This window comes from Paraburkholderia sp. TE9906 (assembly GCF_056279605.1).
This window is the reverse complement of record NZ_JBWCCT010000001.1, coordinates 1-20,571: the sequence shown is the minus strand read 5'-3', so window position 1 is coordinate 20,571 and position 20,571 is coordinate 1. Positions and strand designations below refer to the sequence as shown.

The following is a 20,571-nucleotide window of genomic DNA, read 5'->3' as shown; positions in this document are numbered from 1 at the left end:
AGCGCGGGAGCTGCGACGATGCAATACGAAACACTGAATGTGCAATTGGCCGGACAGGTCGCCACGGTCACCTTGAATCGCCCGGACGTGCGCAATGCGTTCAACGAGACGATGATCGCCGAAGTGACCTCGGCCTTCACGGCATTGAACACGCGCGACGACGTGCGTGCGGTCGTGCTCGCCGCGAACGGCAAGGCGTTCTGTGCGGGCGCCGATCTGAACTGGATGAAGAAGATGGCCGGTTACTCGGACGACGAGAACCGCGCCGATGCGATGCTGCTCGCGAACATGCTGCAGTCGGTGTATCGCTGCAACAAGCCGGTCATCGCGCGGGTGAACGGCGACGCGTACGCGGGCGGCATGGGCCTGATCGCGGCGTGCGACATCGTGGTGGCGGTGCAGAGCGCGCGTTTTTGCCTGTCGGAAGCGCGGCTCGGTCTGATTCCCGCGACCATCGCGCCGTACGTGATCCGCGCGTTGGGCGAGCAGGCCTCGCGCCGCTATTTCGTCACTGCCGAGGCCTTCGATTGTGCGACCGCGCTGCGCCTCGGCTTCGTCAGCGAAGCGGTCGAAGCGGGGCAGCTCGACGCCACCGTTGCCCAGATCGCCGACACGCTCTGCGCGAATGGGCCGCAAGCGGTGCGCGCCTGCAAGCAGCTCGTGCAGGACATCGCGGGCCACGAGTTGAACGATGCGATGATCGAAGACACGGCGGCGCGCATCGCGCGCACGCGTGCCGGCGCGGAAGGCCGCGAAGGTGTCGCGTCGTTCCTCGAAAAACGCACGCCGGGCTGGCGAGGCTGACGCGCGAGCAGGCCCATTGCCGGGGCGCATGAGTGCGCCTCGACCCGATCAGAACAACAGCGCCGAACGGCCCATTTCATCGAGACATTCATGTTCAACAAGATCCTGATTGCCAACCGTGGCGAGATTGCCTGCCGCGTTGCCGCGACCTGCAAGCGGCTCGGCATCGCGAGCGTGGCCGTCTATTCCGACGCGGACGCCGACGCGAAACACGTGGCCGCGTGCGACGAGGCGGTGCACATCGGCGGCTCGACGGCGGCGGAAAGTTATCTGCGGGTCGCGCGCATCATCGAAGCGGCTCAGGCAACCGGCGCGCAGGCGGTGCATCCGGGCTACGGATTTCTGTCGGAGAACGAAGATTTCGCGCACGCGTGCGAGGCGGCCGGCATCGTCTTCATCGGACCGCCGGTATCGGCCATCGCCGCAATGGGCTCGAAGGCCGCCGCGAAAGCGCTGATGCACGCGGCCTCGGTGCCGCTCGTGCCCGGCTATCACGGTGACGATCAGGACCCGCAGCTGCTGCAGCGCGAAGCGGATGCGATTGGCTATCCGGTGCTGCTCAAAGCCAGCGCGGGCGGCGGCGGCAAGGGCATGCGCGTGGTCGGGCGCAGCGAGGATTTCGCGGCGGCGCTGGCCTCGTGCAAGCGCGAGGCCGCGAGCAGTTTCGGCAACGACCGTGTGCTGATCGAGAAGTATCTGACGCGGCCGCGTCACGTGGAAGTGCAGGTATTCGCGGACCGTCACGGCGGCACGGTGTATCTGTTCGATCGCGATTGCTCGGTGCAGCGGCGTCATCAGAAAGTGCTGGAGGAGGCGCCGGCGCCCGGGCTCAGCGCTGAAATCAAGCGCGCAATGGGCGAGGCTGCGGTGGCCGCCGCGCGGGCGGTGAATTACGTCGGCGCAGGCACGGTCGAGTTCATCATGACCGGAAGCGGCGACTTCTACTTCATGGAAATGAACACGCGGTTGCAGGTCGAGCATCCGGTCACGGAGATGGTGACGGGGCAGGACCTCGTGGAATGGCAACTGCGCGTCGCCGCCGCCGAACCGCTGCCGCTCACGCAGCAGCAGTTGAAGCTGGACGGTCACGCGATCGAGGCGCGCATTTATGCGGAGCATCCGGCGCGCGGTTTTCTGCCGTCGACGGGCAAGCTCAAGCACCTGCGCATGCCCGAAGGCGTGGAGTTCTCGATCGATGCGGCCGGGGCAGGCGCAGCGGGCCGTAAGGCGCCGGTGCGGATCGATAGCGGCGTGCGCGAAGGCGACACCATCACGCCGTTCTACGACCCGATGATCGCCAAGCTGATCGTCCACGGCGCCACGCGCGAAGAAGCGCTCGCGCGCCTGAGCCGCGCATTGCGTGCGTGCGAGGTGGTCGGCCCGCATACCAACGTCGAGTTCCTGCAACGCATCGTCGCGAGCGAGCCGTTCTCTACCGCCGATCTCGATACGGGCTTGATCGAGCGTCACCACGACGCGCTGTTTGCTCCACACAGGAAGCCCTTCAAGGAAGCGCTCGCGCTCGCCTGCGCCGCGCTGCTCACGCGCGAGGGCGGCACGGCGCACGGCGCGTCGCCGTGGGACGCCTTATCGCACTGGCGACTGAACGGCGGCTACACGCAGACGCTCGGCTGGCGCGAGGTCGATCATGGTGACAACGAACACGCGTTCACCGTCTCGTTCGCCCGCGACGGCGGCACGCAGACGCTCGAACACGACGGCGTGCGCGAAGACTTCTCGTGGTCGAGCGGGGCGGGCGAGCACGAATTCCGCGCGACCCTCGGCGATGCGCGTGTGACGGGCCGGGTGTTCGTCGACGGCGATACGTTCCATGTGTTTTGTCTCGGCGAGGCGCTCGCGTTCGAGTGGCAGAACCTGCTCGCGCATGCCGCCGACGCGGAAGGCGGCGAAGGCCGCCTGACCGCGCCGATGCCGGGCAAGGTGATCGCGGTGCTGGTCGAACCGGGCGCCGTGGTCGAGAAGGGCGCGCCGCTGCTCGTGATGGAAGCGATGAAGATGGAGCACACGATCGGCGCGCCGGCGGCCGGTACGGTGACGGAAGTGCTCTACGCGGTCGGCGACCAGGTCGCCGACGGTGCGCAACTTCTGGTGCTGGACGTGCAGTAGTTTCGCGGCTCAGGCGAGGCGCGCATAGCCGGCGGCGCGCGCTTCGTTTTCAAGCTGCCCGATCCGTTCGTAGTCCGTCAGCGGTAGAACGGAAAAGCCCTGCAAACGCAGGCGTTTTGCGCGTTCGGGGCGCACTTCGAGGGTTTCGTTCAGCGCGTCGCGCAGCGCTTCGATGGTGGCCGGCGGCACCGTGCCGGACGCGATCAGCGGCAAACCCGGCGACGCCGCCGTCATGCCGATCGCGCGAACCCGCCGCGCCAACTCGGGCATCACATCGTTGACGAAGGCGAAGGTCACGCAATCGACCGCGGCGACATCCGCGCGATTGTCCGCGATGGCCCGCAGCGAACCGAGATGCGAGCCCGTGCGCAGCACCGTGCTGAAGAACATGCCGGCGCGCGCGAGCGGCGCGACCGCATGACGAAACACATTCATGCCGCTATTCGAATCGTCCTGGTTGTAGGCGGCGCGCGCGCCGCGGCAGGCCGCGAGCGTATCGAACTGGGCGTCCGCCCGCGTCACCAGCACGCTCGCGTAGTGCGCGCCCTCGCAGCCTGGCGCGTCGAAGCGCGGCGTCGCGATCAGGCGAACCTGTTCGTGCAGGCCGTGCATCAGCGGATAGCCGCAGGTTTGCGAGAGCAGCAGGTTGGGGCGCCGCCAGAAGCCGTGCAATTCCTCGTCCGGCTCGACGATGCGGCACGCCGGCTTGACCCGGCGCAGCACGTCGACGAGCCACTCGCGCCACTCGAAGTCGAGGGCGGGCGTGACGTTATACATCGGCAGGGCGGCGATCCAGGTCATGATGCGATTCTGACACGGCTAATGTCTGACCATTCGGAATTCGTCGAGTCCGAGCCGCACGGGCTCGGTCGGTCTGAAGATCCACTTTTGCGCGGCGACCGACAGGATCTCCAGTTGGGCGTCTTCGAACGCGACGAGCAGGTCCTCCTTGCGCCTGCTAGCCGCCCCGCAGAACGTGACGAGCGCTTCGGCGCTGACTTCGAAAATCTGCGCACGATCGTCGCAGCACACCCGGAACGCGACCGTCGCGCATTCCGTCACACAGGGCCTGAACCCTTCATCGACATAAACCGACATGACGATCTCCCTCCGACGCCCGAGTCAACAGGATGACGAGCCGTAAGTTTTGAGTATGTGGGAGAACCGGCATTTGCGGTGAAATGGCGGGCATTCCGAGGCCTGACTTGGGCGGAAATTGACTACCTGCCGGCAAGCTTTTGTAAGCGGCTGCCTGTTTCTGGCCGGTATTCGTCGGTTGTTCGCGCGCATGCGCTGGCTACACTCGCAGCGGCGATTTCGCCTTTGCTCGGGACAGTCGGTACGGAGGGGGACAGGATGAATGACGGTAGTCAATGCGGCACGGTGGTGATGCGCAAGCGGGTCCGGCGTTGGTTATTCGCCGCGACGCTGGTTTGCACTTGTGGTCTGCAGGGCTGCGCGACTTCGCTCGAAACGTTCGGGCTTGGCGCTGGGGTGGGCATTGTCGGGGCGCTAGGGGCGCTTGGTTGTGCGATCGGTTGCCATTGATCGCGTGAGCGGCTTCGTGTGCGAAGCAGGCCGCATGAATCGAGCGAGCAGGCGAAGCCGGGTGTGACGCATCTATCGTTGCGACTGCGCACCGGTCTGAAGATCAGCCGGTATGGTCGATGGTTGCAGCGCTCGCCAGCGCCTGACCCACGGCAACGCATCGAGCCAGGTGTCGTCGGGTAGCGGGTAGTTTGCCGGATGCACGGCATGAGCGACCGGCGTCCATGCGTAGCGCGCCAGCCATTCCCTATAACCGCTTACCAGAAAGCCGCCGTTGCGATCGAGGTAAGCGTCGCGCCGCGCTTCGTAGATCTTTTTCAGCGCGAACCACGGCACGTGTGGCAGATCGTGATGTACCGCGTGGTAGTTGTTGTTAAGAAACAGCAGCCGCCAGCACCACGCCGCTTCATTGACGACGGTGCGATGCGCATGATCGTGCGCCGTGCGATGCTCATGAAACGAGCGGACCGAACCCAGCGACAGCGCGCCATAGCCCACGCCGACGATGAAAACCCACGCCGGTATGCCACAGTTGCGCTGCAACCACACCGTGAGCGCGGCCAATGCGGCGAAGTGCGCGAGCCACGACGGCACGTCGCGCCAGTCGCCGCGCTTGATCCTGCCGAGTGCCTCGACGCCGGTGGCGGCGATAGCGAACGCGGGCCCGACCAGCAGCCGGCCGATAAACGTATTGCGGAAAGCCAGCAGCGCGCGAATCGTCCATCCCGCACGTTGCCATACGCGCTGGCTGACGAAATAGCTCTCGGGATCGATGCCGGGATGCGTCAGATGCGGATCGTCGTGATGCTGAAGATGGGAGTCGCGATAGATGCGGTAAGGAAACCACACCGCGAGCGGCGCGAAACCCAGCAACGCGTTGACGAACGGCGAGCGTGTCGGATGCCCATGCAGCAGTTCGTGCTGCAGCGACATGTACCACGCGCCGAATACCGCCAGCAGTCCGGCGGTCAACGGCAGGCCGAGTTCGCGCGCATGAGCCACGACGCCGAACCATCCGCCGTAGATCACAACGATCAGCGCCCAGGTGGGCCATTGCGTGCGCCAGGTCCAGCTTTTTGCCAGCCGGGCGATGGAATTGCGTTGTGCGTCGTCGAGATAAATCGCCATGGGCAGGATCGGTCATCGTGCAGGTTCAGACCGATCCTACGGACCCCTACGCGCTACCAGAACCAATTTATCGAGCAAAGTATCTGCTCAATCGTGCATAGGCGGCCAGGCCTTGCGGCGGCGTGTTTTCACCCGTTCACGGCGCATCCGCGACGCGGCACGCGTGATCCATCAAACCTTCGGCCGAGCCGCTGCCATTGTCGATGTCGATGCCGCTGTTCAGGATCAGCCAGCCGTCGGTGTCCGCTGTCGGCCCCGCGCCCGTCACGAGGATGGTTTGCGTCGCCATGGCTTCGGCATCCTGATTGTCCCGCGCGACGATGCGAAAAGGATTGCCGGCCTCACTCAACGAAGTCACGCGCATGATCCGGTAGCGCCTGCCGTCGATCGTATCCCAATGCCATTGGCCGGGCGCGTCTTTCGCGTGACGCCCGAGCGCGAGGCTGACGTCGCGGCGCAGGCAGTCGATATGGATATGCAGCTGGTTTTGCGAGCGGCGATATTGGGAGTTGATTTCGAGCCCGAGCAGATTGTCCGGCAGCGTACGCTTGACCGACTGCTCGACATCATGCCGCGAGTCCCACGCGTCGACCCAGTAATCCTGCGCATGCGGCGCGAGTATCAGTGGACTTTCGATTCCCGTGATGCGATCGGTCGGAATCAGCAGATACTGCGAACGCCCGACGATATCCTTCAGGATCACGTAGCGTTTGTCGAGATCGACGCGCGTGCATTGGCCCGGCGTGCCGGTGGCCTGCTGCGACGGCACGCAGCGTATGTCGACGATTTTCCACAACGCGTTCGAATCGACGGTGGCAAGGCGCGCGCATGCGGCGACGGTGAGGGCAATCGCGAGTGCCGCGGTCAGCCGCGCGGCATGGCGTAATTGGGTTCGCTGAGGGGAGGTGGGTAAGCGGGTGGATAAGCGGGCGGGTAAGCGGGTGGGTGTCGGTGTTGGCATCGGCACTTGGGATGATGTGTTCGGAAGAGTGGGCTGTCAGAAGGGGCAAAGGGCAACCGGCGGCCTCAAAGCACAGGTGCCGGTACCGGACCGAGCACCTCCTCGAACGCGACGCCGATCGCAAGCAGGCGCCGGTCGGCACCGAGCGGCCCGTCCAGTTCGAGGCCGACCGGCAGGCCGCTCGCGGTCATTCCCGCGGGCAGCGACAGCCCCGGAATGCCGGACGTGCTGGCCGGATCGGTATTGCGCAGGAACGCCTCCATCGTGTCGATCGACGGCCCACCGTCGATCGACACACTCGACGAACCGCTCAGCTCGTCGATCGGCACGGCGGCGAGACGCGTGGTCGGAAACAGCAGCGCGTCGAGGCGCTCGCCGGCGAACGTCGCGGCCATGTACTGCTGCAAGCGCGGCCGCCACTGGTTCAAGGCCGCCGCGTAGTGGCCGCCTAGCGCATCGGCGAGCACGCTGTCGTAGATCGCGCGCACGTCCGGGCTCGCGATGCGCACCGCCATGTCGGCGACCGTGCTCACCGGGGCGTCGTTGGCGACGAGCCAGGCGTGCACGTCGTCGAGCGCTTCGTGGATCGCAACCGGGCCGCCGACCATCCCGTTCAGGTGCTCCAGTTCGTCCATCGCGAGCGGCACGAACACGACGCCCGCCGCTTCGAGCCGGTTCAACGCGGCGCGCGCCACGTCTTCCACCTGTCGTTCGAGCCCCTCCCAGAGCGGCACGGGCAGGCCGATGCGCAGGCCGGTCAGCGTGAGCGCCGGCAAGGCGTCCGAGCCGCTGATCACGCCGTCGAGCAGCGCGAGGTCGGCGACGGTGCGCGCCATCGGTCCGACGGTGTCGCGCGTGTGGCTGATCGGCACGACGGCGTTCGGGTCGTGATAGCGCCGCTCGGCGCCGCCGTTGCCGACCGACGGACGAAACCCGGCGGTGCCCGTCAACGCGGCGGGAATGCGGGTCGAGCCGCCGGTGTCGGTGCCCAGACCCGCGGGCGCGATGCGCGCGGCGATCGCCGCGGCGGTGCCGCCCGACGAGCCGCCCGGAATCAGCGAGGGATCGTAGGGATTGCGCACCGGGCCCGCATGCGCGGCGAAATTCGTGCTCGTGATGCCGAACGCGAGTTCGTGCATGTTGGCTTTGCCCAGTACGATCGCGCCCGCATCGACGAGCCGTTGCACGGACGGTGCATTGGCCTTCGGAATGAAGCCTGCGAGCGCGGGCGTGCCTGCCGAAGTCTGCAAGCCCGCCGTGTTGATGTTGTCCTTGACGACGATGGGCAGGCCCGCGAGCGGCAACTGCGCCCTGACAGGGGCCGGCAAAGCGTCGATGCGCTGGGCGGCGGCGAGCGCGCCGTCGAGGTCGAGCGCGGTGAGCGCGTTGAGGCTGGAGAGCGAGGCCGCGCGCGCGAGCAGCGTGGCGACGTAGTCGGTGGCCTTGAGGCGCCCGGACTGGATCGCGGCGACCGCTTGCGTGGCGGTCAGCGCGAGTTGTTCATCGACGGTCCATGGCATGGCCGCGTCTCCTTGTCGTGTGCGTGGCGGGCGCGAAAACGCAATGCGAAGCGCGCGAGCGACCGCAAAGCCGGGTTGGCGAACAGTCTGGATTCATCGGGAAGGGAGGGCGGCGCAGCTGCCTGCGTCAGCAGCGCCGCAGAGCAAACCCGCAGGCCGCGCGCCACGCGGGCGCGATGCCCGCGGGCATGGGTGTGGGTGCTCGACAACATCGGCTGATGGATCAGGCATGGCAGGCGCGCGAAAGGCGAATTCGTGGTGCCGCCTATTCTGGCACAACCGTCTGACAGACGATGCCGGGGACTGCAGCGAAGCGGGCGCCGGCCGGCTACGCCACCGACGCTCGTTGCCGTCAGGTTCGCGGCGCAATCGCTACGGCCGCGTCAATCCCGTTGAGTGCGCGGACCGGCGCGACCCTCGTCATTGATGGTTATCGATCCACATACGTCCCCATCGGAACGCGTAAGCGAGCGCATGTTCCTCGTCGAAGAAGTAATCGAGCGCATCGAACGAATACGCTTTCCCGTTGTTGGCCGAGGTTTTTTCGATGGTCAGGTTGGCGGCGAACAGCCCGTTGGGCAGAAGCTGTGCGGCCGGAGCGACCTCGTAACCCTTGTAGCGGATATGTGAATTCATGGTATCGACTTGTCAGTGTGCCCGCATGCGTTGCAAGGAAACCAGTGCGTAGGACGTAACCCGTCTCGCCACGACTCCAGTGAATGGGCGAACAGGGTCAAGCGTAGGGCGCGCTGCGCAGCGGGTGAACCAATCTTTCGTCGTTAGCAAATCAGCGGGGTTCGGGAGCGGTCTTCAGGAGCCCGGATCGGATCGTATCGCTGTGTCCGGACACACTATCAGGGTGGCGGCGAAAGCGTCTGTTATGTGCCGCACGGATCGCCGGAACGCCGATGCCGTGGGCCGCGAGCGCGGCGTCACGGGCATCGTGAGAAAGGGTGGCCGGACCGGGAATCGGAAGAATCAGACCGCGTGCAGCAGGCGCGCGGGCGGCGCTTCGTTGAGCGTGCTGGTGGACGGCAGCGGGCCCGTGGCGCGATGCGCATTGAACGCCAGCGCGAATTGCGCGGCCTGCTGGCCGACTGTGGCGAGCTGCTCGACGACCTTCGCATCGGAGCAGGTGTCGACGGAATCGAAGCGCGTTTCCAGTGTATTGATGCCCGCGCCGAACGGCGTGGGCCAGCCGCGCAGCGCATGGACGATCGAGCGCAGCGACGTCAGCACCGAGCCGGCGGCCTGCCAGCCATAAGCGGTGACGATGCAGCCGACCGCACGGCCGTCCAGATACGGGCGCTCGTCGGCGCGCAACTCTTCGAGCGTGTCGAGCGCGTTCTTCACCAGACCGGACACGCCGCCGTGATAGCCGGGCGTCGCGATGATCAGCGCGTCCGCATGGCGCACGGCCTCGATCAGTTCGAGCTGTTCGGCGGTCCGGTTAGGCTGTTCCGGCGCGTAGTGGGGCAGGCTATGCAGGAACGTGCCGCCGAACAGGCGGGTGTTCGCGCCCGCGGCTTCGGCGCCGCGCAAGGCGAAGCCGAGCGCGCGTTCAGTCGACGATGCCGCGCGCGTGGTGCCGCCAATGCCGATGACGAGCGGCCGGCGATGATGATCGAATCGGGTCAACGAAATGCTCCTTCGGTAGCGGTTCGCGACACGCCTGCGCTGGGCTGCACGCAGACGGGCCGGGGCGAACCGGACTTTGAAGTGTCATCTTAATGACCGCGGGACGCGGGGCTAAGCGACTTTTTGTTCTAACGATATAACCGCGCGGTCCGGCGGCACGCCGCAATGCACGTGAGGCCACGCCAGATAAGCATATGGCGAACCGTTGTTTGGGGGCGCGGCCACGCACGGCTATGATCGAATCGTCTCCTCCATGACACTCCTTGACATGGGACTCGGCCTTGCCACCACGGTGGCGAGGCCTTTTTTTTGTGCCGTTGCAGCCGCGCCCGCACGCGCCGCGTCACGATAGCGGCGTTTTTCGCATGCTACGATGGGCCGCGATGATTCCCGGCGAGGTCGAGCAAGCAATGACAACCCTTTATGACACGCTTGGCGTGCACGCGCACGCCACCGATGACGAAATCAAGCGCGCCTATCGGAAAGCCGCGATGAAGTGGCATCCGGACCGCAATAGCGGCGCCGAGGAAGTGGCGCGCGCCGCGTTCCAGGAGATCAAGGACGCCTACGCAATTCTCTCCGACGCCGCGCAGCGCAAGGTGTACGACGCGGTCTATGCAGAGCAGATGCGCGGCTGGGAAGCACAGCGCACGCGCCAGCAGCAGGCGCAGGCAAAGCGCGAGGCGGCGGCGCGTGCGGCCGACGAAGCGGCGTACGCGGAGATGGTCTCGGTCGCGATCCGTTTCGCCGACGAAGGCCACAATCGCGACGTGCTGTTCGGTGTGTTGCTCGGGCGGCAATGCGAAGCGAGGCGAGCCGCGCAGATCGCGGACAGCGTGGCGGCGTTGCAGGCGTCGCGCCGTGAGGCCGCGAGGACCGACGCGGCCGCTGCAGCAAGCGAGGCAAGCGAGGCAAGCCATTCGAGCGATACGGATGAAGCGGCTGAAGCGACCGCATCGGGTCATGCCGACGCCGCTGCGGCGAAGGACGCCGCCGCTCGCGACGTACCCGGCAAACGCGCCGGCCAAACCAGCCAGCCCAACCACGCGAGCCACGCGAAGCGCGAAGACCCCACCACCGACGCGCATCCGGCCGGCGCCCTCGGCGGTCTGTGGTTTCAGTTTCTGAACGGCTTGCGCTTCTGACGGCTCACGCGGGCCCGCTGCCGAGGCCCATCAGTTCGGCCGCGAGTTCGTCGATATAAGGGTCGTTCAGACCGCAATCCGCCAACGCGCTTTGCAGCTTGAACACATACTCGGCGTTGGTGCCGAACAGACCCGTGGCCACGGCCATCGACGGCGCGATGGCCGACGCTCGCGCATCGCTTTCGTATTGCAGCCCACCGGGCTCCGCCACGAAGGCGATCGCCGATAGTTGGGTGCCGTCGTCGAGCGTGAGCGCGGCCCACGTCGGACGATAAGCGCCCATCACCATCTCGCGAATCCAGAGTATCCGCAGCTCTTCTTCGAGCGTCGCGCCGGGGAGGCGCAGTGCAACGCCTTGCGTGCTGCCGCCCGCTTCGAGCGAGAGCATGCGTCCCGGCTGCTCCGGCGTGCCGCGCCCGGCGATCATCCGGATGCAGAAGCTGCGATGCCAGCCATGCAGCGTCGCGATACGGCGGCTGTCGAAGTCGGAGATCGGATTCCACATCAGCGAGCCGTACGCGAAAACCCACACGTCGTCTGCATGCGGACGCTGCCGCAAGGTTTGCGCGAGCGAAGCGTCGATTCGCGCCTGGGTCCAGAGCAGCTCGCTCGGCAGTGAATCAAAACTTTCGAGGTATGCGCCGGAGCGAATGGCGTGTCGGTTCAGCATCCGTGGGTTCCGTGATGGTGGGGCGCGCGGGTATCGGGGTATCGGTCGGCCTCGCGCGCCGCTGCAGAAGTCAACCTGAAGTATGACCGCGGGGCGGAATAAATTCGTCCGCGGTAAATACTGCGTCGCGCGAACGAGGCTAATCGGTACGCGCGCCGCCACGCTGTCTTGCCCGCCGATGCGGTCGTCACGCGCGCGATTGCCGCGTTCCAGGCCGCTCCGTCACGACACGCACGCACTTTATCCGAGCCGACTCGGCCACGAGAATAGCCCCCTTGAGTGCCGCACCACGCGCGCGAGGCAAGTACGCGCTTCGCTGCGCGATTGACGGGCATTGGCTGGATTCACACGCAAGGAAAGGGCTAATCAATGAAAACTGCAAGCCCACCTGTCGGGCAGCGCGGCAAGCCGGCGATTCTCGCCGGCCTCGCGCAGACGAGCCTCGCGCATAGCGTTGCGCATAGTATTGCGCAGACCCCGCGGGCCGGGCTGACGGTGGTGACGGTGACAGCTGAGCAGATCGCCGAAGCGGTGCAGCGTCTGACGACCGGCGATCTTGCGCAAGCGGCCGCGAGCCTGCCGCAAATCAGCCGGCATGATCTGGCGCAGAACTACACGCAGGCGTTCACGCGTTTGGTGCATGTGCTGATCGTGATCACGCTGCTGTCGGCGTGCGCGTCGTTTGCGTTTCTGAGCCGCCGCACCGCGTCGAGCGGCGATCAGCCCGGCGAGCCGCAGCGCAAGGTCGCCGAAACCGCCGCTGTGTGATGAATGACGCCTGACGCATTGGCCGCCAGATCATAGACGTAGACCGAATTGATATAGGGGGCGGGCTTTAGCGTTCGAACTGGCGCTTCTAGAATCAATGACACGTTCGTGACGCGCCAAGGTGTAAAGTGCCGCGCGGCCTCGCTGCCGGACGCGCGGTCGCTGATGCATCGGCACGCCGTTCGCCTATGCGCGTGCGATATGTCCATCCGCGCGCCGCGCCGCATGACGGGCGATCGCTCTTTCTCATCCTTTCCCGCGAACACCCCGCTTCGCTCGACTCCCGCAGTCCATCCCCGGAGGTACGACGGCCATGTTTACTTTCATCGTGGTAGTGGCGATCGCGGCGTTTATCCCCTACGTCGCGGCGCCAGCCATTGCTAATGGAGTGAAGGCGGTCAGCACGCCATCGCCGGAGGTGTCGCTCGACGAGGCTCCTCAAGCGCCGGCCGCCGGCAGCGATGCGGCGGATCGGCCCATGCCGCGGCAGCGCGACGGCGAGAGTGCCGGTTGAAGGCGGCACGTCCTGGCCTCGAAGCCGGCCTGCAGCAGTGCGTCGCCGTACCCGCCGCGCATGCGACCGACAGCCGGATGTAAGCCGAACCATTCACGCTGGTACACTTCGCGGCGAACACGATAGAGCGTTCAGTGCCCGTGAGTTGAGACCCCTGGTAGAAATTCCCGTGGCGCAAGTATTTAAGACATCGTAGTGTCACGGGGGCGCAAGACTGGGCCGGCACAATGGCGCCCAGAAGCAAAAATAAAACATGGGTACGGGGTGAGCGTGACCAGAAAATACAAAGTGCTGTTTCTCTGCCGCGATAATTCAATACGCAGCATCATTGCGGAAGCTTTGCTGCGCGAACTGGCCGGACACAGGTTCGACGCATTCAGCGCTGGGCCGGAGCCTGCCGCGCGGGTTCATCCGCTGGCGCTCGCGCAACTTCGGCCAGGCATTTCGGGGCGCGACGTGCTTAGCCCGAAAAGCTGGCTGGAATTCACCGGCGAATGGGCGCCGCGCATGGACCTCGTCATTGCGCTCGACGAATCCGTCGACGAACATCACGCGCCTGCGTTTCCTGGTGCGCCTTCGTTGCTCGCGTGGACCTTCGCCGATCCGCTCGCCGACGGTGTGCCGGATGACGAGCGCGTGCGGCTGTTCGACAAGATGTTCTGGCAGATCGTGAAGCAGGTCAGCGCGTTTATCGAATGGCCGCAATATGCGGCAGCGCCGGCACGCGCTGCTGAGGCCCATATTGACGCCGCCGCGATCACGAGCGCCGGGCAGACCTTGAACGCGAGCGGCGCGCCCTACGCGGAGCGCCACGTCGCGCCCGTTTCGGCCGGCGATGCATTGAACGCCGGAACGGTCCTGTCAACGGATCGAACCACCACGTGCAACGCCTGAGCGACGCATGAACGACGCCTGAACGGATACCTCGGGCCATCCATTGCCCGGCGTCGGCTGCCTCATTGCCCGGTCTTCGTGGCCTTCACCGGGCCTTTCGGCGACGTAGGCTGCATACCGCCATCCATCGCATCCAGTTTTTTCACGGCGCCGCCCGGCATCGCGTCGAGCGGACTCGGCGCGGGGTCGCCCCAATGCGTCATGCCCGCCGTCGCGGCGCTATGCGCATTGCCGCCGCCGCTGCCTCCCTGACCGTTGCCGCCGCCTTGCGCGAACGCCGGGCCGCTCGCCATTGTCAGAGCCGCCAGGCAGCCCAGCGTGATTTCAAGCATCGATAGTCGCATCACATTTCTCCTTGCGAGCTCATCAGGCGTCAGGGGGCGCTGCGAGCTGGACATGTCCCGCTCATGACGTGCATGACCGGTCCCGGGCGGCAACGCGCGATTGCGCTGCTCTCACCGGATATACGGCGGGCACGGGCGTCTGGATGCAAATCGGCAGGGCGCAAGGGGGCTGTGCACGCGCGTCGGCGGGCACGCCTGTATGCCAGAACCAGTGATGACCCACGGGAGAAAGTGGGGTGTGCGTTTTACGTGAGCGGCTCGACAGTATTTTACGGCTTGACTGTGACTTAGCGGCTATTGGAACGCGCAAGCGGACTTCCGGCGAACGGATCGTTCTTCCAGTCCACGTGTTTTTTCGGCTGCGGGGCCGGGGCCGGTTTGGCCGTCAATTCGAAGTGGTCGATTGATTGACCTGCGCTGATTGCCTGTTTCAGCCATTGGGGCATTTCACCCTGGCCATCCCAGCTGTCGCCGGTCGCGCTGCGGTAGCGTTCGGCTTTTTGCGCCATCGGCTCGGACGCCAGCACGGCAGCAAGGTCTTCTGGTTTGATGCCAAACTCTTCCATGCGATGGCGGAGATACGCAATCATGCTATCTCGCTTTCTTTCGTCCATAAGATATTCGTCCTTCTAAAACGTCCAGCGTTCTGTCAGTTACAGATTGCAAGGGAAAGTCGCGATGCGTCGATCCCTTTTAAAGGGGCCGGCCCGCGTTGGGGTGATCGATCGAAGGAATTCCATGAGCTGCGTTAAAAACGTTGCTCCATAAATCGCAATACAGCTTATGTCCGTTGCGGGCACCTATAAACCGCCGTGCCGACCAGTGAATATTCCAGCGCTTCGCCGTGCGGCGGACAAGGCTCGATAAGCCTCGCGGCCGCAAATGGAAAGAACTGTTGTGACAATGCACTGATTGCGAATGGCTGACTTCAGGTCCACGCTCCGTCTCTCGGCGGTGCTGCGTGCGCGCCGCTTTTTTACGTTATGGCAGCATCATAACGCACTGAGCGGCCAAAGCACGCGCCGCACTGGGTGATTTTATCGGTGAATGCGGTTTATCGAACGGTATCGGCCTCATCCGGCACCCGTTTCCCCCGGTTTGAATTCCCGGATGGGCGAGCTATAACCAAATAGCGCAACAGCTATTCGCGCTGCCAGCTTGTGGCGACCGGTTCCGGCGATTTGCCAGAACGCATCTGGTATCGGCCGCGAGGATGGCAATTATTTACCCGTTTAGTTCGATGGCCCGGCACGGCAGTCGCGCATCGGCATCGATCTGTTCCTCAGCCCGATTGGGCAAGTTGGTTTTCGCGGATCACTCTTCAGGAGGACGAGCACTGCCGCGCCGGATTCGAGGAGTTGGCCATGAAATTACGTTTATTGGTGGTAGCCGCAAGCGCCGTTCTGCTTCTCGCGCCCAGAACGGCCAACGCGATGGGGCCGCAGGGCCAGCCGGACAGCGCAATCTCCGGCAGCGCGCAGATGCAACGGAACGCGAATGAATCGGCGCAGGCGACGACCGATATGTCGCTCGGCGAAACCTGGCACGGCACGGAGACGGGCGCGCAAGGAGCGCAGAACGTGTCGTACGGCGGCGTGGCCGCGGGGCAGGCGCAAACAGGCGGGCGGCACGGCCAGGCCTGCGGCTCCGGACCTCAGTGCAAGATCTATTTCGGTCAATGACCGCTCAACGAGGGGCATGCGGCGTCCGGAGGAAGACGCCGCGTCCCGCGTGTCGTTTTCACGCCAGCGCCAGATTTTGCAGGGACTGGCTTGTCTGCCCGCCAATGCGGTCCATCATCTCGGCGACACCACGTCCTTGCAGTTCGCTGCGCTCGTTGTAGCTGCGGAATTCATCCAGCAGCGCGCGCCACGACGCGTGCCAGCGCATCTCCCTCACACAGAAACCCGACGGATCCGCAATGCGCAGCACGCCATTGTCCGGATAGAAGGTCAACGTGACGGGCATGCCGTCGAGTACGCAGGTGGCGGTGCAGGGGCGGGTGGTCAGCATGGGCGAGTTCCTTCTTCTGGTTGGCCGATGAGTTTGCGTTGAATGCCGACGGGCTTCAGCAAACGCTATACCCGCATTGCGCGCGCAGCCGCCTCAGACAAATTCACTGCGATCCGCTGAATACCCCCACGACCGACTGCAATTTTCCGGTGTGGTCAGCGAGCGATTAAAGACGATGTTAAGGTGTCGTCCATTCGGGTTTCACCCACTGTCTTTCCCCGACGGCAATCGCAAGCAGGCTACCAGGCCTGCTTTTTCAATTGTGATTCGCCGTGCGCGAGTCGATTAGTGCGGTGCGGCCGCTCCAATCTCACCCGTTGTTGAATAACCCGCGAACAATACTATGTTGATTGAAGATAATCTGCCGGCGCAAAGCGCCGCGACGGACGACGGCGTCTCGTCGTCGCTGCGTTCGTGGCTGGCGGTCGGCGCCGTCGCGATTGGTGCATTCGCATTCGTGACGACGGAGTTTCTGCCCGTCGGCGTGCTGCCGCGTGTCGCGGTGGATCTGGGCGTGTCGCCCGGCACGGCAGGCCTGATGGTGACCGTGCCCGGCGTGATCGCCGCGATATCGGCGCCGGGCTTGATGCTGGTGGCGGGCCGCATGGATCGGCGGCGCGTTTTTCTTTTGCTCACCGCGTTGCTGCTGGCATCGAACCTGATTTCGGCTTTTGCGCCCAGTTTTCTGTTCATGCTGCTCGGACGCGCGCTGCTCGGTGCGTCGTTGGGCGGTTTCTGGACGCTGGCCACGGCGGCCTCGGGGCGTCTCGTGCAGCCTAAAGATGCGCCGCGAGCCATGGCGACGATCCTGACCGGTGTCACCTGTGCGACCGTGATCGGCGTGCCGCTCGGCACCTTCATCGCGAGCTTTGCCTCATGGCGCACGTCGTTTCTTGCCACCGGCGTGCTGGTTGCGTTCGCGCTCGTCGCGCAGTTCTTTTTCGTGCCGTCGCTGCCGTCGTCCACCGCACTGCGTCTGCGCGATCTGGTCGATGTACTGCGCCGGCCGCATCCGCGCCGCAGCATGCTGATGGTGGCGCTCGTATTCGGTGCGCATTTCTCGTCGTACACGTACGTCACGCCGTTCCTGCTGCGCAACGCGAATCTGTCGATGTCGACCATCACGTGGCTGCTGCTCGGCTTCGGCATCATCGGCTTCTTCTCGAACTTCGCCGTTTCGTCGACGGTGACGCGCAACCTCAAAACGTCGGTCGGCGCGATGATCTCGCTGTTGATGTTCGCGTTGGTCTCGCTGCCGCTCCTGCAGCATTCGTCGCTTGGCGTGATGGCGTTCGTGCTAGCGTGGGGGGTGTCGTTCGGTGCGTTGCCGTTGTGCTTCAGCATCTGGGTTCAGCGCGCGACGCCGGACTCGCCGGAAGCGGGGTCGGCGCTGTTCGTGAGCATCATCCAGGTCGCGATTGCCCTGGGGTCGCTGGTGGGCGGCGTGGTGGTCGACCATGTCGGCATCCCGGCCGACTTTCTGTTCGGCGCCGGCCTCGCGCTGCTGGGACTCGCCGCGCTGGCGAGCTTCGGCAGCATCGAGCAGCGTGCGGCGGCCAAGGCGATCGCCTGTCCGGCGTGCATCGACTAGCGGTTCTGCGGGACGCGCGCGGGCCGTGGGGGGGGAGTCAGACGGCATAGGCATGCAATGTGCTGTGGTCGTGCTACCAGTGGTAATTGGATAACACGATTCGCAGCCGACGGAGGCCGCCATGCTAGAAGCCGCACCTGGCTCATCTGCGGATAGTCTCGGGACCGCACCGGACGCATCCCGTACGGTTCCCGCACCAACGCACCAACGCACCCCGTCACACGAGCGTTCGACGCCTTTGCCAGTTCGGTCATGCGGCTGGCGGGTTCGCCGGTCGCCTTCGGCGTCGCGGCGATTACGGTGCTCGTCTGGGCCATCACCGGACCGCTGTTTCACTTCTCCGATGGCTGGCAACTGGTCATCAATACCGGCACGACCATCATCACGTTTCTGATGGTCTTTCTGATCCAGCAAGGGCAGAACAAGGACAGCGTGGCCGTGCATCTGAAGCTGAACGAACTGCTCGCTTCGCATCGCGCCGCGAATAATCAGCTGATCGGTATCGAGGCCGCATCCGAGGACGAACTTCGACGCCTTGCCGCAGCGTATTTGCAACTGGCGAGCAAGGCCGCCGGTACTCGCGCGGAAAGCGTCGATGTCGATGCCTGTGTGGAAAAGAAGCCGGTGCAGGCGAGTGAATGAAATAAGCTCGATGCGATTATTTGCCAACTGAGTTGGCTTCGGTATCCGGGGCGTCGATCTTCCGCCAGGGCTGGTCGCGAACTGTGAAGTATGCGCGCGCGGTGGTTAGTTCGCCCCGAAGCGCGTTTTGACTAGCATGGGTCAAGCGCGTCACCAACTTTCATCCGGCGTGGGGCGTCCGACCGATTGGTCGCCGGCAGCGCATGTTCAACCTTCCCGCGAAGTCGTGGCGCAATACCACGGCATGCGAACCTGTTCCCTGTGTATCCAGTTTGCGCTGGCCGCAATGAGGCAGCCGTACCCACAGGTCTGCCAATCCAATACAACTTCAATGCGCCATAGATCGGCCTCGATGCCGATCCGTGCCGCCACGCCACCCCGTCACGCGGAATCAACAACGGCTGATCATGGCGGCGGAGCGGGCTCGCGTGTACGATCATCCTGCGCGGCCTGTCGAAGACAGCGCACGGGCGATCAATGGAATGGCTTGTGGGATTGACTTGTCGCAACGACACAATCAAAGGAGTAATCCATGGCTTGCAAGACACCGAAGTCGAAGTTGAGTCGCATGAAGGCTATTCCGGCCGTGCTGGCGTTACTGCTCGCAACGGCTTACCCGGCCATGGCTCAGGAGCCGGCTTCAGTGCCGCAGGCGGTCGGCGCGGCGGCGCTGGTTCGCGTGCAAACGCGTGTCGTCGCGATCGATGCGGAGACGAACAGCGTCGCATTGCGTGGTCCGCGTGGCAACGTCGACGTCGTTGACGTGAATCCTGAGTTGGCGGACGTGAAAAAGCTGCACGTGGGCGACATCGTCAACATTGCTTACAAGAAGGCCGTTCTGATCGGCGTCGACAAGGTTGCGACGAGCGGCATCCGTCAGCGCATCGACACCCAGCTCGCGCAGCCTGCGTCGGGTGGCGTGGTGACGTCGGCGCGCCGCGTCGAGGTCGTGGCGACCGTGCAGAAAATCGACCGCAAGCGTCACTCGGTCACGCTGCGCGGGCCGACGCGCACCGAAACGCTCGACGTCTCGCCAGACGTTTCATTGGCCGGCCTCAAAGTCGGTGATTCGGTGCGGGCGGTATTCGTCGCCGCTATCGCGGCCTCCGTGTCGCGCGACGGCGCGGAGCTCAAATGACGAACGCATGGTGCGAATGACCCGCCACATCGCGTACGACGTCGGCGGCAGCGCGATTGCGGTTCGAAATCGCGCTGCGCCCGAAGTTCGACGCCGTGCCCGGCAACGATCGTCGACGCGGTCATGGCGTCGCGTGAAGGAGCATGGAATGGAACAGAAACCAGTGAAGTCCACCGACGCATCGGCTCGCAGAAAACTCCTGCGCAGCAAGGTGCATCTCGGGCTCGCCGCGTTCGGCACGTTGGCGGCGGTCGTGGGAATCGGCGTGGTGATCAAGGGCGGCCTTTATTTCGACCGGACGAAAGTGCTGGTCGGCGTGGGCATCATCATCGTGTCGACCGTGCTGTATGTTTCGATGCTTTTCATCGAATCGGACGAGTAGGCGTGGCTTGCGCGGTGTGTGGACGCGGCGCCGCCCGGTTTCCGCGCGAGAAGTGAAAGCTCGCGCGGAAACCGCCTTCGTAGAAGCAGGCGGAGTTCGTTCCTATGTGTCGACATATCCCTGCACGGGCAGTGCTCATTCATTGGCAAAAACACACATGGACCTGTGGATTCAACCTTGCAGACCGTGCTCTGATCTTTACGGCGAACCGGCTGCGAGTCCCCCGCACGAGAATCTCAGGTTCGATAGCGTCGGCGCGGTAGCGGATACGCGAAAGGAAGAGCACTACACCTGCATGCGATGCCGCGCGGTGTTTGCGCGAATACTCGCCGGCCCGCCAGCGCAGCAGATCTGGATGCTGTTGAACGCCGGACAGCATTGAGGCTGCGCCGGCTGCACCGCGGACCACGTAAGGCGCCGCAGGTAACCGGATAACCGGCGATTTCGAGTGCGCTCGCTACTCTTCCCACGTCGGCTTCATGGCGCCTGGTCGGGCTGCCTGTGCACGTGCCCCTGGCGATATATATCAACATTCTTTGTCAGTCGCGCCCTATGCCAAATGTCATCGGCGCCGCCGCTAGGGTAGACGATAGTTGCCAGTCTTTTTGCCAATGTAATGGAACGAGCCTTTTTCGGCCGGCAACGCCTGGGCGCATTCAACCGGTGGATGCAACACACTGAAGACTGCGTAAGCAGCAGGAGTGTTGCAAATGAAACAGCGACGCCGGATTTATTACAGCGAGA

At 64.6% G+C, this 20,571-nt stretch carries 21 protein-coding genes and 1 pseudogene; 11 read left to right on the top strand and 11 right to left on the bottom strand.

Annotated elements, in window-relative coordinates; genetic code table 11:
• The first annotated feature begins 18 nt into the window (after positions 1–18).
• The gene (locus tag ACZ9H4_RS00110; protein ID WP_408138768.1) at positions 19–804 is read left to right on the top strand and encodes an enoyl-CoA hydratase/isomerase family protein; all 786 of its coding nucleotides are present in this window, start codon (positions 19–21) and stop codon (positions 802–804) included.
• 90 nt (positions 805–894) lie between these two features.
• Positions 895–2,931 carry an acetyl/propionyl/methylcrotonyl-CoA carboxylase subunit alpha gene (locus ACZ9H4_RS00105; RefSeq protein ID WP_476117969.1) on the top strand — a complete coding sequence of 679 codons (2,037 nt, stop codon included), beginning with the start codon at positions 895–897 and terminating at the stop codon, positions 2,929–2,931.
• Positions 2,932–2,940: 9 nt separating this feature from the next.
• Here the strand turns inward: ACZ9H4_RS00105 and ACZ9H4_RS00100 are convergent, their stop codons facing one another.
• The 7 genes from ACZ9H4_RS00100 to ACZ9H4_RS00070 form a co-directional block, all read right to left on the bottom strand.
• On the bottom strand, positions 2,941–3,732 hold the full coding sequence (locus ACZ9H4_RS00100; protein WP_408138764.1) for a phosphate/phosphite/phosphonate ABC transporter substrate-binding protein: 792 nt from the start codon (positions 3,730–3,732) through the stop codon (positions 2,941–2,943).
• 18 nt (positions 3,733–3,750) lie between these two features.
• Positions 3,751–4,029, bottom strand: a complete 279-nt coding sequence (locus ACZ9H4_RS00095) for a DUF1488 family protein (protein WP_408138762.1) — start codon at positions 4,027–4,029, stop codon at positions 3,751–3,753.
• Positions 4,030–4,551: 522 nt separating this feature from the next.
• A complete protein-coding gene (locus tag ACZ9H4_RS00090; RefSeq protein ID WP_408323472.1) occupies positions 4,552–5,607 on the bottom strand; it encodes a fatty acid desaturase in 1,056 nt (351 codons plus the stop codon).
• Between the two features lie 136 nt (positions 5,608–5,743).
• Entirely contained in the window at positions 5,744–6,568 is an 825-nt protein-coding gene (locus ACZ9H4_RS00085) for a CDP-diacylglycerol diphosphatase (protein ID WP_476117968.1), read from the bottom strand.
• A 65-nt stretch (positions 6,569–6,633) separates the two neighbouring features.
• Positions 6,634–8,088, bottom strand: coding sequence for an indoleacetamide hydrolase (gene iaaH, locus ACZ9H4_RS00080; RefSeq protein WP_476117967.1), 1,455 nt, complete (start codon positions 8,086–8,088; stop codon positions 6,634–6,636).
• A 420-nt stretch (positions 8,089–8,508) separates the two neighbouring features.
• Positions 8,509–8,724, bottom strand: a complete 216-nt coding sequence (locus ACZ9H4_RS00075) for a transcriptional regulator (protein ID WP_175159099.1) — start codon at positions 8,722–8,724, stop codon at positions 8,509–8,511.
• A 342-nt stretch (positions 8,725–9,066) separates the two neighbouring features.
• On the bottom strand, positions 9,067–9,726 hold the full coding sequence (locus tag ACZ9H4_RS00070) for an NADPH-dependent FMN reductase (RefSeq protein ID WP_408152098.1): 660 nt from the start codon (positions 9,724–9,726) through the stop codon (positions 9,067–9,069).
• Positions 9,727–10,136: 410 nt separating this feature from the next.
• On the opposite strand from ACZ9H4_RS00070, the gene ACZ9H4_RS00065 reads away from it, so the two are divergent.
• The gene (locus ACZ9H4_RS00065) at positions 10,137–10,871 is read left to right on the top strand and encodes a J domain-containing protein (RefSeq protein WP_408323476.1); all 735 of its coding nucleotides are present in this window, start codon (positions 10,137–10,139) and stop codon (positions 10,869–10,871) included.
• Positions 10,872–10,875: 4 nt separating this feature from the next.
• On the opposite strand, the gene ACZ9H4_RS00060 is transcribed toward ACZ9H4_RS00065, so the two are convergent.
• Positions 10,876–11,541 (bottom strand): gamma-glutamylcyclotransferase, encoded by a 666-nt coding sequence (locus ACZ9H4_RS00060; RefSeq protein WP_476117966.1) that lies wholly within the window; start codon positions 11,539–11,541, stop codon positions 10,876–10,878.
• A 369-nt stretch (positions 11,542–11,910) separates the two neighbouring features.
• On the opposite strand from ACZ9H4_RS00060, the gene ACZ9H4_RS00055 reads away from it, so the two are divergent.
• The 3 genes from ACZ9H4_RS00055 (at position 11,911) to ACZ9H4_RS00045 (ending at position 13,717) form a co-directional block, all read left to right on the top strand.
• Positions 11,911–12,309: a hypothetical protein gene (locus ACZ9H4_RS00055; protein WP_476117965.1), complete on the top strand. Its 399-nt coding sequence runs from the start codon at positions 11,911–11,913 to the stop codon at positions 12,307–12,309.
• 313 nt (positions 12,310–12,622) lie between these two features.
• A complete protein-coding gene (locus ACZ9H4_RS00050) occupies positions 12,623–12,823 on the top strand; it encodes a hypothetical protein (protein ID WP_408323478.1) in 201 nt (66 codons plus the stop codon).
• A 270-nt stretch (positions 12,824–13,093) separates the two neighbouring features.
• The gene (locus tag ACZ9H4_RS00045; protein WP_476117964.1) at positions 13,094–13,717 is read left to right on the top strand and encodes an arsenate-mycothiol transferase ArsC; all 624 of its coding nucleotides are present in this window, start codon (positions 13,094–13,096) and stop codon (positions 13,715–13,717) included.
• Positions 13,718–13,779: 62 nt separating this feature from the next.
• Here ACZ9H4_RS00045 and ACZ9H4_RS00040 read toward each other — a convergent pair whose 3' ends face one another.
• A complete protein-coding gene (locus ACZ9H4_RS00040; RefSeq protein WP_408138743.1) occupies positions 13,780–14,061 on the bottom strand; it encodes a hypothetical protein in 282 nt (93 codons plus the stop codon).
• A gap of 287 nt (positions 14,062–14,348) precedes the next feature.
• The gene (locus tag ACZ9H4_RS00035; protein ID WP_408138741.1) at positions 14,349–14,675 is read right to left on the bottom strand and encodes an H-NS family nucleoid-associated regulatory protein; all 327 of its coding nucleotides are present in this window, start codon (positions 14,673–14,675) and stop codon (positions 14,349–14,351) included.
• A gap of 546 nt (positions 14,676–15,221) precedes the next feature.
• Here ACZ9H4_RS00035 and ACZ9H4_RS00030 point away from each other — a divergent pair.
• Positions 15,222–15,743 carry a hypothetical protein gene (locus ACZ9H4_RS00030; protein WP_476117963.1) on the top strand — a complete coding sequence of 174 codons (522 nt, stop codon included), beginning with the start codon at positions 15,222–15,224 and terminating at the stop codon, positions 15,741–15,743.
• A 58-nt stretch (positions 15,744–15,801) separates the two neighbouring features.
• Here ACZ9H4_RS00030 and ACZ9H4_RS00025 read toward each other — a convergent pair whose 3' ends face one another.
• Positions 15,802–16,074, bottom strand: a complete 273-nt coding sequence (locus ACZ9H4_RS00025; RefSeq protein ID WP_408138737.1) for a hypothetical protein — start codon at positions 16,072–16,074, stop codon at positions 15,802–15,804.
• A 343-nt stretch (positions 16,075–16,417) separates the two neighbouring features.
• Between ACZ9H4_RS00025 and ACZ9H4_RS00020 the strand changes: the two genes are divergently transcribed.
• The 4 genes and pseudogenes from ACZ9H4_RS00020 (at position 16,418) to ACZ9H4_RS00005 (ending at position 19,827) form a co-directional block, all read left to right on the top strand.
• Complete coding sequence (locus ACZ9H4_RS00020) at positions 16,418–17,665, top strand: MFS transporter (protein ID WP_476117962.1); 1,248 nt, start codon at positions 16,418–16,420, stop codon at positions 17,663–17,665.
• 121 nt (positions 17,666–17,786) lie between these two features.
• Positions 17,787–18,307: pseudogene (locus ACZ9H4_RS00015) on the top strand (low affinity iron permease family protein).
• A gap of 532 nt (positions 18,308–18,839) precedes the next feature.
• Positions 18,840–19,445 (top strand): hypothetical protein, encoded by a 606-nt coding sequence (locus tag ACZ9H4_RS00010; protein ID WP_476117961.1) that lies wholly within the window; start codon positions 18,840–18,842, stop codon positions 19,443–19,445.
• 148 nt (positions 19,446–19,593) lie between these two features.
• Positions 19,594–19,827, top strand: coding sequence for a hypothetical protein (locus ACZ9H4_RS00005; protein ID WP_408323480.1), 234 nt, complete (start codon positions 19,594–19,596; stop codon positions 19,825–19,827).
• Positions 19,828–20,571 lie beyond the last annotated feature (744 nt).

Excerpts from the sequence above, each read along its gene's own strand:
- ACZ9H4_RS00040 (WP_408138743.1), bottom strand. The coding sequence starts at position 14,061 with ATGCGACTATCGATGCTTGAAATCACGCTGGGCTGCCTGGCGGCTCTG.
- ACZ9H4_RS00025 (WP_408138737.1), bottom strand. The coding sequence starts at position 16,074 with ATGCTGACCACCCGCCCCTGCACCGCCACCTGCGTACTCGACGGCATG.
- ACZ9H4_RS00060 (WP_476117966.1), bottom strand. The coding sequence starts at position 11,541 with ATGCTGAACCGACACGCCATTCGCTCCGGCGCATACCTCGAAAGTTTT.
- ACZ9H4_RS00085 (WP_476117968.1), bottom strand. The coding sequence starts at position 6,568 with ATGCCAACACCGACACCCACCCGCTTACCCGCCCGCTTATCCACCCGC.
- ACZ9H4_RS00075 (WP_175159099.1), bottom strand. The coding sequence starts at position 8,724 with ATGAATTCACATATCCGCTACAAGGGTTACGAGGTCGCTCCGGCCGCA.
- ACZ9H4_RS00050 (WP_408323478.1), top strand. The coding sequence starts at position 12,623 with ATGTTTACTTTCATCGTGGTAGTGGCGATCGCGGCGTTTATCCCCTAC.
- ACZ9H4_RS00100 (WP_408138764.1), bottom strand. The coding sequence starts at position 3,732 with ATGACCTGGATCGCCGCCCTGCCGATGTATAACGTCACGCCCGCCCTC.
- ACZ9H4_RS00035 (WP_408138741.1), bottom strand. The coding sequence starts at position 14,675 with ATGGACGAAAGAAAGCGAGATAGCATGATTGCGTATCTCCGCCATCGC.
- ACZ9H4_RS00055 (WP_476117965.1), top strand. The coding sequence starts at position 11,911 with ATGAAAACTGCAAGCCCACCTGTCGGGCAGCGCGGCAAGCCGGCGATT.
- ACZ9H4_RS00105 (WP_476117969.1), top strand. The coding sequence starts at position 895 with ATGTTCAACAAGATCCTGATTGCCAACCGTGGCGAGATTGCCTGCCGC.
- ACZ9H4_RS00020 (WP_476117962.1), top strand. The coding sequence starts at position 16,418 with ATGTTGATTGAAGATAATCTGCCGGCGCAAAGCGCCGCGACGGACGAC.
- ACZ9H4_RS00010 (WP_476117961.1), top strand. The coding sequence starts at position 18,840 with ATGGCTTGCAAGACACCGAAGTCGAAGTTGAGTCGCATGAAGGCTATT.
- ACZ9H4_RS00110 (WP_408138768.1), top strand. The coding sequence starts at position 19 with ATGCAATACGAAACACTGAATGTGCAATTGGCCGGACAGGTCGCCACG.
- iaaH (WP_476117967.1), bottom strand. The coding sequence starts at position 8,088 with ATGCCATGGACCGTCGATGAACAACTCGCGCTGACCGCCACGCAAGCG.
- ACZ9H4_RS00090 (WP_408323472.1), bottom strand. The coding sequence starts at position 5,607 with ATGGCGATTTATCTCGACGACGCACAACGCAATTCCATCGCCCGGCTG.
- ACZ9H4_RS00065 (WP_408323476.1), top strand. The coding sequence starts at position 10,137 with ATGACAACCCTTTATGACACGCTTGGCGTGCACGCGCACGCCACCGAT.
- ACZ9H4_RS00095 (WP_408138762.1), bottom strand. The coding sequence starts at position 4,029 with ATGTCGGTTTATGTCGATGAAGGGTTCAGGCCCTGTGTGACGGAATGC.
- ACZ9H4_RS00005 (WP_408323480.1), top strand. The coding sequence starts at position 19,594 with ATGGAACAGAAACCAGTGAAGTCCACCGACGCATCGGCTCGCAGAAAA.